This is a genomic window from Rhizobium sp. CAU 1783, from assembly GCF_054551725.1.
The window spans coordinates 1-12,455 of record NZ_JBTOLM010000009.1; the positions used below are offsets into that span (position 1 = coordinate 1).

Below are 12,455 nucleotides of genomic sequence, written 5' to 3' on the forward strand. Positions count from 1 at the left end.
ACGCTCTGTGATCTGGCGCACCGCATCGCGCTTGAACTCTTCCGTGAAATTGGCTTTGCCCATGTAGGCCTCCTTGCCTCAGTTTTTGGGGAAGAAGGCGTCTACAGATCTAGCGGCTATTCAGTCGTCCCGTCGCGTCGCTGCTCCCAGGCTCTCGGTAGCCATGCCATCAACTTCGTCAAAAATCTAACGCGGCTGTTTCGTAGGCTCGCCGGGGAAAGCGGTCTCACGCTCTCCGTCCCCAACTTTTGAAGACATCATGTAGCGGCTTGGTGAGACCCCAACCACGCGTTTGAACATGGTTGTAAAATTGTTGGGGCTCTCGTAGCCAAGATCGAGAGCAATCATTGTGATTGGCTGGCCATCTGCCAATCGAGGTAGTGCCGCCGCGATGCAAGCCTGTTGTCGCCATTCTTCGAAGCTCATGCCGGTCTCACGCCGAAACAGGCGCGTGAAACTGCGACGGTTCATCGCCAACTGATCTGCCCATTGTCCGATCGTCGCGCTGGCTACAGGACGATCCAGGAAGGAATGACACCGTTCTGCCAGCTTAGGGTGCCGGGGAAAAGGCACCGCGAGACGGACCACCGGCGCCGATGCAACCTCTGCAATGAGCAGCTTCATCAACAACCCGTCCCGACCCTGTTCGTCATACTCCTCTGGAATTTCAGAAGCGGTCACGAGAAGCTCGCGAAGTAGGGGTGAGACACCGACAACTTCGCAGTCACTTCCAGCACGCACGCTCAACTCGCGGCTAAGCAGCACGCTGTGCGTCCTGACAGCGCCGACCATCCGAACGGAATGTGGCGTTTCGCTGGGTATCCAGATCGCGCGCTCGGGTGGGGCCACCCATGAGCCATTTGGCGTGGTCACCGCCATCACGCCGCTCGTAGCATAGAGAAATTGGGAGCGGCGATGGCGGTGCTCAGCGAGTTGATATGCGGAGGGAAAGTCTTCTGAAACGGCGACGACCGCGCGAGGCACGCTTTCCCTGAGAGCGAGATTGCTCATGCCCGTGTCCCACTCGAAGAGTTAATTGACCCATTTAGCGAAGCGGTACACCTCAGGCAATGTTAGGTAAAGCTCCAAAGGGAGCTCATCATGCCTGCTAACGCTGCTTCTGCACAAGGAAACACAATAGAAATTTCGCCGCCCGCAATGGAAGCAAACGCGGGTGCCGTTTTGGACGACAGTCAGAAGTTCATCGTGAAGATCGTCGGGGCGGTCGCCTTCGCCCATCTGCTCAACGACTTCATCCAGGCAACATTGCCCGCCATCTACCCGCTGCTTAAGGACGAATACGCACTCAACTTCACCCAGGTCGGATGGATAGCGCTCGTCTATCAACTTACGGCGTCACTGCTTCAGCCCTGGATCGGTCTCTACACCGACAAACACCCCAAGCCTTACCTTCTTCCAATGGGAATGTTCTTCACGTTGATAGGCGTCGGCTTGCTCGCCGGAGGCAATTCCTACCTCATGCTGATCGTGGCGGCCGCAGTAATCGGCGTCGGCTCCGCCACCTTCCACCCAGAAGCTTCTCGCATCGCCAGGATGGCGTCAGGCGGCCGCTTCGGCACTGCGCAGTCGGCATTTCAAGTCGGAGGAAATACCGGATCAGCGTTTGGTCCCCTCATGGCTTCTGCGCTCATCGTGCCGCTTGGGCAGGTCGCCGTCGGCTGGCTGGCGATCCCGGCTTTAATCGCGATATGGGTGCTATGGGGCGTAACGCGGTGGCGGTTACACCATGCACTAAAAGTGGCTGCCAAAGCATCAAGCGGGACGGCGATCAAACACAACCGCGGCGAAGTCACGCGGGCACTGACGGTTATTGCTGTGCTGATGTTCGCCAAATTCGTCTACATCGCAGCACTCAACAACTATTTTACGTTTTACCTTATCGAACGCTTCGGCCTGACCATCCAGCAGTCACAAATTTATCTCTTCTGCTTCATGGCCGCTGTTGCCGCCGGAACATTCGGCGGGGGACCGGTCGGAGATCGCATCGGCCGAAAAGCAGTCATCTGGATCTCCTTCCTCGGCATTGCGCCCTTCGCCCTCCTGATGCCCTATGCCAACCTCTTCTGGACCTGCGTGATCGCGATCATCATAGGGCTGGTCTTGTCATCCGCGTTTGCAGCGCTCGTGGTTTACGCTCAGGAGATCGTGCCGGGTCGCGTAGGGCTCATCTCTGGCATCATGTTCGGCTTGATGTTCGGACTCGGCGGCATTGGGGCAGCGGGGCTTGGCTACCTCGCCGATCTTTACGGGATCATTTGGGTATACAAAATCATAGCTTTCCTGCCGCTGCTTGGGTTGACGACGGCCTTCCTTCCGCGATCACACGCCGCCGCTTAGGCAGAGCGGTAGACATTCCTCGCCGCATTCGAATTTCGAAAACGGCGTAGCGGTCACGAGAGTGACCTACCACTGGACTTTCTCTCGTCGCGACTAGAGCCTCCGCAGCTTTTGATACGCCAAATGGTACGGATTTCGTCTGGCGAGTGAAAGGCATCGCAGTCTGACTCGGCGGCACATCTTCATATTTGCTAACGCCATTCCCTCGCTCTTCGCACCGCTTCGGCAAAGCGATCATGATCCGCTTCGGATATTGGTTCGGTCGGGGAAACCAACCGGGCGCCCATACGTATCGCGGAACCGTCGATGCCGGTCAGTTCGGCCAGGCCCAACGCAGTGAGTTCGTGGGTGGAAGGAACTGAGATGGTTCGCCCGCTGGCCGCTGCGAGAAACCGGACAAATGATCCGCTCTGCGACAGACCGCCATCAATTGAGATCGCCGATGGCGCAACAGTGTCGCCAGCCGCCTTAATCAAGCCGACGGTCAGCATTGCGATACCCTCGAGAATGGCACGAACGAGATCACGTCGATCGGTCGAATGATCCATACCGATGAAAACGGGAGCGGCCTGCCGGTCCCACCACGGCGCTGCAAGCCCGGAAAGTGCGGGTACGAAGACAAGCCCCCGGGACAATGCGGAAGGGCCGTCGAACCCATCCAGTTCAGAGACATCTTGATAGAGACCAATGCGCTTCGCCCATTCCAGCGCCGAACCTGCATCATACACGCCGCCTTCGATAGCGTAGACGGGGCGTTCGCCCCTTTTCTGCCAACCAACGGTCGGAAGCAGGCCGCCGATGCGAGAGGGCAGTCCGTCGGTCACGGCAAGCAGGAAAGCACCGGTTCCGAAGGTAACCTTACAATCGCCCGGCACGCGGCAGCCGTGGCCATAAAGTGCCGCCTGCTGGTCGACGATCGAGACGCGCACAGGCACGCCGCCAATCTCGCCGAAACCCGCATCGACGGCGGCAATCTCGGGCAGGCATTCGATCGGCACGCCATGCAACGCGCACATTTCGGCGCTCCAATTGCCGGCGGCAAGATCAAGCAAACCTGTGCGGGACGCAGTGGCGAGGTCCGTTCTGAAGGTGCCGGCGAGCCTGTCGAGAAAGAAGGCATCCGTGGTGCCGAGCCTCAACCGACCCGAGGCATGAGCCGAGGCGACGGCGGGTATGTTGCGCAGCAGCCAGGCGAGCTTGCTCGCCGAAAAATATGGATCGAGCGGCAGGCCGGATATCGCTTTCGATCTCTCCTCAGCCTCGGGGCCAAGGGCCGCAAGCGCGTCGGCAGTGCGTGCATCCTGCCAGACGATGACAGGCGAAAGGGCCTTGCCTGTCTCGGCATCCCAGGCAAGGCAGCTTTCGCCCTGGTTAGCGATAGCGATGGCATCGACGGTTCCCGCGGCAGCAAGCACCGCCAAAATGTTGGCGAGCAATTCCTCCGGATCATGCTCCACCCATCCGGCAGCCGGATGATGCTGCCCATGGCGGCGGTTTGCCGCGACACGGAAGCGCCCACCATCCTCGACGACGAGGCAGCGGGTAGAGGTCGTACCCTGATCAATGGCGGCGACACGCATCAGCCTTGCTCCCTGAAACCGAAATGGACATGTCCCGCTTCGGCAGCGCCGGAGGGAACGGGAACCAGAATGCGGCGCTCCGGCAGCCACTCTCCCGTCCTGCTCCAGACCGGGCGGCCGTCAAGTTCGAGGGAAAGCCGGCCGCTAACGGGACGCAGGAAACGAAGCTGGAAATCGCGGAAGGCGGGCGCGCTTTCTCCCCGCCTCAGCAGGTTCGGAACCACCAGCTTCAGGGGCGCATCAAAGGTGACGGGTGCGGGCTCTGCTTCGGCTGGGTCACGGGCAAGATCGGCGGCAAGTGCTGCGCCGACCGCCTGACCTTCGCGGAAGGCCCAACCGCCCGTCTCGATGGCGCGCAATACGTTGCCACCTGCAAAATAAAGCGGGTTCGCCATCCGCCCCGTCTGGTCTATGGCGGGGCCGCTGCTTCCGGGCGCAACGCCGAGCGGGGACTGCATGAGAAGCGCCGCCTCTGGCGTGAAGCGCCCAGTGAAAAGCACGCCGTCGCAGGGAAAGCTGCGAGTGGAACCATCCGCCAGCCGGACGGTCGCGCCCTCGACGCGGCCTGCTCCCTTGATGTCAACGATTTCCGCGCCCGCATGGAAGGGAATGCCGGCGAGCGCCGGAAACAGCGTGAAGGATTTACGCGCCAGCACCCGGCTCTCCGGCTCGATCATCGCCACCGGCCGCGCGCCATGGGTCAGACAGGTCAGCACGGCAGAGAAGGAGACGAGTTCCGAGCCCACGATCAGCGGCCGCCGGAACGGCATCAGATGGTGAAAGGCGACATAGGACTGCAGCGCGCCAGTGGTGACGATGCCGGTGGCGGGTCTGTCGCCGGAAACCAGCCGGGCGGAGCGCGGCATTTCGCGCGCGCCGGTCGCCAGCATCACGCGCTTCGCCTTGAGCCTCTCCACCCCGCGTGGTGAGGTGACGGTGATGCCCGCATCCTCGCCGAGCGACACGACGGAATGCTGCGGGCGGATATCGACGCCTGCGGCCAGCGCTTCCCGTTGCAGGCGTCTGCCATAGGCCGCGCCGAAATAGACGCGGCCGAATTCGCGCATGCCGAACGGCGAATGGCTGCAATGACGGGTCGCGCCGCCGAGCGTGTCTTCCCGGTCGAGCAGCATGACCTGGGCGACGCCGCGCTTCCTCAATTCCAGTGCCGCGGCAACGCCGGAAGGGCCGCCGCCGACAATGATGACGTCCGCCTCGTAAGCGCTCATTTCGCCTCTCCTTCATCGACGGCAAGCGGTGTGGCCAGCTTTCCGGCGGTCAGGGCGGCGAGATGCCCATTGCAGTAGAAACCCTGGCAGCGACCCATTCCGGCACGGGTACGCCGTCTCAGGCCTCCGAAATCTCCCGGCGGCACGGGGCTGGCGAAAGTCGCTTCCACCTCCCGCCGCGTCACCAGTTCGCAATGGCAGACGATTTCGCCGTGATGCGGACGCTGCCAGTCGCGCTCTTCGGTCTCCGTGAGGTTTGGCATAACGATGGAGGGGGCGGAAGCCGGTGGCGGAAGCGTTTGCCCGAAGATGCCGTGGAGTTCGACCGCATGGCGGGCGAGGCCGAGTGCGGCGGAAAGGCCTGTGGAGCGGATGCCGCCGAGCGTGATCGCGCGGGCTTCCGGCCGGCAGGCAACGCGGTAGGCTTTCTTTTCGGTAGCGGGCCTCAGTCCGGCGTAAACGGCGGTGACGGGAATATCCGCCAGCGCAGGTACGATTTCCGCACCGCGCGCCAGAAGCGCCTTCAGCGTTTCGGCCTCGACGGTGGCGCGAACCCGGTCGTCCTGTTCTTCCGCGGTGGGTCCGATGATGACGTTGCCAAACGCGGTGGGGCAGACGACGATGCCCTTGGTGATTTCGGTCGGCACTGGCAGCACGATGCGCGGCACATGCCTGAAGGCCGCCTTGTCCAGCACCACGAACTGGCCCTTGCGCGGATGAATGGTGAATTCGGGAACAAATCCTAGCCTTTCGTCCACCGCATCGCCGTAAAGGCCGGCGGTGTTGACGACGGACCGGGCGCGCACCTCACCCGAAGACGTTTCGAGCGTCCATTCGCCCTCGAACGTGCCCTTCAGTAGTTCGGTGTTCCTGAGGAATTCTGCGCCCATTGCGACCGCCTGCGTGAGGTAGGCAAGTGGCGCTGTCCACGGGTCGATCACATGTTCGCCCGATACTTCGATGGCCGCGACAAGGTTTTCGGAAAGACCGGGCATCGTCGCGCGTGCGGCGCTCCCCGTCAGAAGCCTGAGTTCGGAAATGCCGTTGGCGCGGCCGGTTTCCTCGATCGCCTCGAGCTTGTCGGCTTCCAGCGGGTTCCAGGCACAGACCAACGCACCGGTCTCTACGATCCTGAGACTGAGGCTCTCGCGGATTTCCAGATATTCCTGCCGCCCGGCCTTGACCAGGTCCAGTTCCAGACTGTCAGGCGGCGCGTCAAAGCCCGTATGCAGGATGGCGCTGTTGGCCTTGGAGGCCCCCGAGAGGATATCGGCCCCCTTCTCGATCAGCACGACGCGGGCACCCGCAAGCGCAAAGCGTCGCGCCACAGCGCAGCCCACCACGCCGGCGCCGATGATGGCCACGTCGAAAATACCCAGCGGTTTCGGTGATGCGCTCGCTTGGAGCATGCCCGCTCCCTTTCATGCGTGTTTTCCGGTGGTGATGCCGGAGAAATTCCGTATCGGGGCGGCGCGCAAGATCCGCGCCGCCGGTTTTCGTCCAACCCTGAAAGGGCCGTAACACGAGGCGTTCCGAGCGCTCAGCGGTAGGGATAGCCGGCCTTTTCCATGGTAGCGGCGTATTTCTTGAAGGCTTCCACCACCTTGCCGGCACGCGGGCTGGAAGACGCAATCTCGTCCCAGAAGCCTTCGGCATCCTTGACGACCTGAGCCCATTCTTCCTTCGGTAGCGAGGTAAGCTCCATCTTGTCGCCCTCGACACGCAGCTTGGCTTCGCCGCCCCAGTACCACACGTCTCGATAGTAGTGAGACTGGTCGATGGTGATGAGGAAGAGTTCCTGTAGATGCGGCGGCACCTTCTGCCAGCTTGCGGAGTTGGCGAAATAGGAACCGAACCATGCACCTGTGACGGAGTTGGTCAGCGCGTATTTGCAGACGTCCGCCCAGCCAACTTCATACGCTTCGGTGAAGCCGCACCAGGCGACGCCGTCGAGTTCGCCCGTTTGAAGAGCGACTTCGACGTTGTCCCACGGGATGGTGACGGGCACGAGACCGTAACGCGACAAGAATTTGCCGGCGGTCGGAACGCCGAACACGCGCAGGCCCTGCATGTCGGCCAGGCTCTTGATTGGCTTGTCTACGGTGAAGATGTGAAGCGGGTCCCAGGCGCCGGCAGAAAGCCAGGTGACGTCCTTGACTTCGCCATAAGCTTCTTCCCAGATTTCCTTCAGGCCGTAATACTTGAACAGGACCGGCACATCGAGGCTGTAGCGCGTCGCGAAGGGGAAGTAGCCGCCGAAGACAGCGATATCGACCGGCGATGCCATCGTCGCTTCATCCGATTGCACGGCGTCGATAGTGCCGGCCTGCAGCGCACGAAAGAGATCGGAGGTCGGCACGAGCTGGTCGGCGTAATAGAGCTCAATCTCCATCTCGCCATTCGCAGCCTTATTGAAGGCCTCGATCTGTGGCTTGATGACGTGTGCCCCGAGCGGAGCGCCGGAATAGGTCTGGAGGCGCCACTTGATAGGACCGCTCTGCGCGTTGACATAGGGTGCGGCAAGCGTCGAACCGGCGACGGCCGCACCTGCTCCGATGCCGGCCTTGGTCAGGAAATTGCGACGTGTCGCGAGGATCTTTTCCGATGGACTCTGCTTCTTGGTGTCGTCTGTCATGTCATTCTCCTCTTGAGGTTATCGTTATGGGTGGCTGACTCCGTAGGCTCAGCCTTTCACCTTCATCTGCTCGGGCAGCCAGAGGGCCAGTTCCGGAAAGATCATGACCAACGCGATGGTCAGCGCCATGATCGCCGCAAAGGGCCAGATGGATTTGTAGATGTCGATGAGGGTGATTTCCTTGGGCGCGAGCGAGCGCATCAGGAAGAGGTTGTAGCCGAAGGGTGGCGTGATATACGCGATCTGGCAGGTGATGGTGTAGAGCACGCCATACCAGATGAGCTGGTTGTCGAAACCGAGATCCAGCGCCTTCACCAAAGGGATGTAGAGCGGCGCCACGATGACAAGCATCGCGGTGTCGTCGAGGAACATGCCCATGATGATGAAGCTGATCTGCATCATGATGATGATGGTCCAGGGGTCGAGGTCCCACTGCTTGATGAACAGGGTTTCGATGGCCCTGACCGCACCGAGCCCGTCAAAAACGGCACCGAAAGCAAGTGCGGCAAGGATCAACCACATGAACATGCAGGAGACAGCGAGCGTCTTCATCGAGGTTTCGCGCACCAGCTTCCAGGTGAAGCGCCCCTTCAGGATGGCCGCGAGCGTTGCTGAAGTCGCGCCCACCGCAGAGCTCTCAACCAGGCTGGTAAAACCGAACACGAAGAGGCCGGTCATGAAGAAGAAGATGGCGAAGGGAATGATGCCAGCCCTTGCCAGCGCCAGCTTCTCGCGAAGCGGCATGTTGAGCTCCTCCTCCGGCACCGTCGGCGCAAGCTTGGGGTTCAACCTTGCGCGGATCATGATGTAGATGATGAACAGAAGTGCCATCAGCAGGCCCGGCACAAGGCCGGCGAACCACAGCTTGGAAACCGGCTGGCGGGCGATCATGCCGTAGAGCACCATGACCACCGACGGCGGGATGAGAATGCCGAGCGAGGAGCCGCCTTGCACGACGCCGGAGATCAGCACCTTGTCATATCCTCTGCGCAGCATCTCTGGCAGCGCAATCGTTGCGCCGATGGCCATGCCGGCAACCGAAAGGCCGTTCATCGCCGAGATGATGACCATCAGGAAGATCGTGCCTATGGCAAGACCGCCGCGCACGCGCCCGAACCAGACATGCAACATCTTGTACAGGTCTTCTGCGATCCCTGATTCCGATAGGATGTAGCCCATGTAGATAAACATGGGCAGGGTCAGCATGGCGTACCAGTTGAACAGCTTGAACACCTGGTTGAACGGCAATTCGACGGCACCTTGTCCGTAGAGAAGCAATGCGGCGCCTGCTGCGACGAAGCCGATGGCGGCAAAGACGCGCTGACCCGTGACGAGAAGCAGCACCATTGACGCGAACATCAGCAGCGCGATCATTTCATAGCTCATGCCAGCTCCTTTCCACGGATCGTGGCAATGTGCTTGAAGACAAGGGAAAGTGCCTGCATCAGCATCAGCACGATGCAGAGAACCATCAGGGCCTTGATAGGAATCACCGAAGGGTTCCAGATCGAGAAACGTTTTTCATTGGTTTCGATTGCATAAATCAGGCTCGAAATACCGCCCGCCAGCAAAACACCGAGATAGAAGATCAGACAGACCGACGTGACCAGGTCGATCCGTGCCCTGCCCTTGTGGGAACGGGTGGAGTACCAAAGGTCCATGCGAACATGGCTGTCGTTCTTGAGCGTAAGCGCCCCGCCCATGAAATAGTAGGCGGCGAGCGTGAACTGGGTCAGTTCCACCGCCCAGTGCACGGGCATCCTGATGAGATTGCGTGTGACCGCATCGAAGATCAGCGTGCCTCCCATCATGAAGATGAGCGAGGCGGCGAGATAGCCGACATAGTCCGAAATCCGGTCAGTAATGCGAACATAGCTGGCAATCAGCGGATGCATGGCAATCCTCCGGCAAAAGGCGGTTCACTAAGATGGATGATCAAACTTCTGCTCCGTCACAGGCGACTAAAATGCGCAAGGTTCGTCTAACGGAGCCAGCGCGCAACTCCGCATCTTTACTTGTCAGCAAACATTCAAACGGAAGGCATGCCTCCGCGGCAGGCGGCAAAAAGATGGGCCGCCCAAGCCTCAAATATCAACTCCGACCTCTAGGGCCGGCTGCCGTGCATATCTGAAATGGTCATCTCGTTCCCCTTTGCGCCCCAGTCGCATAGATGCGGCCCTTTTCGGTGTCTCGCATCCGAGTAGCTTAGCCGGTTTTTCCTCGAAAGAAAGACCAAATTTTCAAATTTTGTCCGAACAGTCAGTGACAGAGAAAGCGCTTCGCCATTTCGGTCACAATTTCGACGATCAGTTTGACTGTTCGGTCACACTATGCAATTCCTGCGAAACCATGCACAAGATCGGCGCAACAGAATCGTCGTCGCATGATCAGAGGAAGTTCCGAAGTGCAGCCGTCAGAACGCCGGGAAAAGATCATCGCCCTTATTCGTCGCACCGGTGAGATGACCGTTGACGCTCTGGCCGCGGCTCTCCACGTCTCCCAGGAGACAATCCGCAGAGACCTCACGCACCTCGACGGCGCCGGTAGACTGCGAAAATTTCACGGTGGAGCCCGGTCGGTGACAACGCCGGCAGTCTCTGTGGAAAAGGAGGGCCCCTTTGCGCACCGGCTTGCACAGAACGCCGAAGAGAAGCGCAGGCTTGCGCGCGCTGCCTGTCGCCTCTTCCGCCCGGGCGATTCACTTTTCATCGATACCGGCAGCACGACCGTGGCGCTCGCAGAAGCTCTGGTAGGCCTGGACAGCCTCGTCATCGTGACCAATTCACCCCGCATCGTTGCCACCCTGGCGGTCAATCCGAGCCATACCCTCTACCTGATCGGGGGGGCCTACAGTTCAGACGCCGGCGAAAGTCTCGGCCCTCTTGCGCTTGAACAAGTGGGTAGGTTCCGAGCCCGTCACGCGGTTATTACCGTCGGCGCGCTCGATTCCGCGAGCGTCATGGATTTTGACCTTCAAGAAGCCGAGATGGCGAAGGCAATGATTGAGCGTGCCGAACTCGTCACGGTGCTCGCCGATCACTCCAAGTTCGACCGGCGGGCCGTCTTCGAGGTTGTTCCGTTAGCGCGCGTTGACACGGTCGTGACTGACTCCCCTCCCTCAGAGGCGATGACGCGAGCGCTGACCGCGGCCAATGTGCGGATCGTCAGCAGCTGACCTTACCGACACTGCGCCGGATTGACGACCGTGATCCGGTCATCGCCCTGTTTAGCAATGAACCGCCCCGGTTTCTTTTTCGGAGACCTCAACTCGTGAGACGTAGGGTCTATGACAAGCAAGATGACGAACAAATTTTCTCCTGAAGTTCGTGTCCGTGCCGTTCGGATGGTGACCGAGCATGAAGCCGAACATCCCTCGCGCTGGGCAGCGGTATCATCGATAGCGGCCAAGATTGGTTGCTCGGCGCATACCCTCCATGAATGGGTGAAGAAGGCCGAAGTCGACAGCGGCAAGCGTGCAGGCTTGCCGAGTGACGTCGCCGCGAGGATGAAGGAAATGGAGCGGGAGAACCGCGACCTTAGTCAGGCAAACGAGATTCTTCGCAAGGCATCGGCTTATTTTGCCATGCGGAGCTCGACTGCCCACTGAAGAGATGATTTCCTTCATCGACGAACACCGATCGCGGCTCGGGGTCGAGCCGATCTTCGGACTGCTGCCGATTGCCCCGTCCACCCTTTTATGAGGTTATCACCAAGCGCACGGGCGTGGACCGCCTGTCGACCCGCGCCCTCAATGATATCGCCATGAAGGTCGAGATACGACGGGTGTTCAACGAGAACTTCCAGGTCTAAGGCGTGCGGAAAGTTTGGCGGCAGTTGAGACGGGAGGGTTACGACATCGCCCGCTGCACCGTCGCACGGCTCATGAGAATGATGGGTCTTCAGGGCATCATTCGTGGCAAGCCCATCAAAACCACCGTGTCGGACAAGTCTGCCCCGTGTCGGCTCGGCCGCGTCAAGCGCCACTTCAAGGCTCCCGCGCCGAACATGCTCTGGCTTTCCGATTTCACCTATGTCGCGACCTGGCAGGGCTTCGTTTACGTGGCCTTTGTCATTGATGCCTTCGCCCGCCGCATCGTCGGTTGGCGGGCAAGCCGGACCGCTCATGCGGGCTTTGTACTCGATGCTCTGGATCAGGCGCTTCATGATCGGCGGCCTGTCAAACGCGGCGGGCTGATTCATCATTCCGACCGCGGCTCGCGATACGTGTCCATTCGCTATCCCGAGCGGCTGGCGGAGGCGGGCATCGAGCCGTCTGTCGGGAGCCTTGGCGATTCCTATGACAACGCTCTCGCGGACACGATCAACGGTCTTTACAAGACCGAAGTCATCCACCGGCGAGGACCATGGCGCAACTTCGAAGCCGTGGAGTTCGCCACCCTCGAATGCGTCGATTGGTTCAACAACCGACGCCTTCTGGAACCCATCGGCAACATACCGCCAGCCGAGGCCGAAGAACGCTAATGCGACATGCTGGACGCGCCAGCCATGGCCGCATAACTTAAACCAAACGGTCACCGGCGAGCATCGACATGGCTGCCAAACGCAAAAAGCTCCTCGCGGGTTATGCTGAGGAGCTTTTGCAGAAGTTTCGGGAATGGGAGAACTTACAAGTTTCGTTGGTTGCGGGGGCAG

The 12,455-nt window shown here is 60.3% G+C and carries 9 protein-coding genes, 1 pseudogene and 1 other annotated feature; of the genes and pseudogenes, 3 read left to right on the forward strand and 7 right to left on the reverse strand.

The features are described from left to right. Positions 1-186: 186 nt before the first annotated feature. Complete coding sequence (locus ACX93L_RS21605) at positions 187-1,011, reverse strand: AraC family transcriptional regulator (protein WP_459406773.1); 825 nt, start codon at positions 1,009-1,011, stop codon at positions 187-189. 147 nt (positions 1,012-1,158) lie between these two features. On the opposite strand from ACX93L_RS21605, the gene ACX93L_RS21610 reads away from it, so the two are divergent. After that, positions 1,159-2,358, forward strand: coding sequence for an MFS transporter (locus ACX93L_RS21610; RefSeq protein ID WP_459406781.1), 1,200 nt, complete (start codon positions 1,159-1,161; stop codon positions 2,356-2,358). A 191-nt stretch (positions 2,359-2,549) separates the two neighbouring features. On the opposite strand, the gene ACX93L_RS21615 is transcribed toward ACX93L_RS21610, so the two are convergent. The 6 genes from ACX93L_RS21615 to ACX93L_RS21640 all read right to left on the reverse strand — a co-directional run bounded on the left by ACX93L_RS21615 (position 2,550) and on the right by ACX93L_RS21640 (position 9,697). Further along, positions 2,550-3,938, reverse strand: a complete 1,389-nt coding sequence (locus ACX93L_RS21615; protein ID WP_459406774.1) for an FGGY family carbohydrate kinase — start codon at positions 3,936-3,938, stop codon at positions 2,550-2,552. Further along, positions 3,938-5,167 (reverse strand): NAD(P)/FAD-dependent oxidoreductase, encoded by a 1,230-nt coding sequence (locus ACX93L_RS21620; protein WP_459406775.1) that lies wholly within the window; start codon positions 5,165-5,167, stop codon positions 3,938-3,940. Before ACX93L_RS21620 ends, ACX93L_RS21615 begins: the two co-directional genes overlap by 1 nt. Continuing rightward, on the reverse strand, positions 5,164-6,576 hold the full coding sequence (locus tag ACX93L_RS21625; RefSeq protein ID WP_459406776.1) for an FAD-dependent oxidoreductase: 1,413 nt from the start codon (positions 6,574-6,576) through the stop codon (positions 5,164-5,166). The genes ACX93L_RS21620 and ACX93L_RS21625 overlap by 4 nt, the downstream gene beginning before the upstream one ends. A gap of 131 nt (positions 6,577-6,707) precedes the next feature. Beyond that, positions 6,708-7,802 carry a twin-arginine translocation signal domain-containing protein gene (locus tag ACX93L_RS21630; protein ID WP_459406777.1) on the reverse strand — a complete coding sequence of 365 codons (1,095 nt, stop codon included), beginning with the start codon at positions 7,800-7,802 and terminating at the stop codon, positions 6,708-6,710. Between the two features lie 48 nt (positions 7,803-7,850). Beyond that, positions 7,851-9,188: a TRAP transporter large permease gene (locus ACX93L_RS21635; protein WP_459406778.1), complete on the reverse strand. Its 1,338-nt coding sequence runs from the start codon at positions 9,186-9,188 to the stop codon at positions 7,851-7,853. Next, positions 9,185-9,697: a TRAP transporter small permease subunit gene (locus ACX93L_RS21640; protein WP_459406779.1), complete on the reverse strand. Its 513-nt coding sequence runs from the start codon at positions 9,695-9,697 to the stop codon at positions 9,185-9,187. The genes ACX93L_RS21635 and ACX93L_RS21640 overlap by 4 nt, the downstream gene beginning before the upstream one ends. Positions 9,698-10,185: 488 nt before the next feature. On the opposite strand from ACX93L_RS21640, the gene ACX93L_RS21645 reads away from it, so the two are divergent. Together ACX93L_RS21645 and ACX93L_RS21650 are read left to right on the forward strand one after the other, a co-directional pair. Next, a complete protein-coding gene (locus ACX93L_RS21645; protein ID WP_459406780.1) occupies positions 10,186-10,977 on the forward strand; it encodes a DeoR/GlpR family DNA-binding transcription regulator in 792 nt (263 codons plus the stop codon). A 111-nt stretch (positions 10,978-11,088) separates the two neighbouring features. Further along, positions 11,089-12,284: pseudogene (locus tag ACX93L_RS21650) on the forward strand (IS3 family transposase). Then, positions 11,373-11,488: a sequence feature (AL1L pseudoknot), on the forward strand. Its footprint overlaps the pseudogene before it by 116 nt. Positions 12,285-12,455 lie beyond the last annotated feature (171 nt).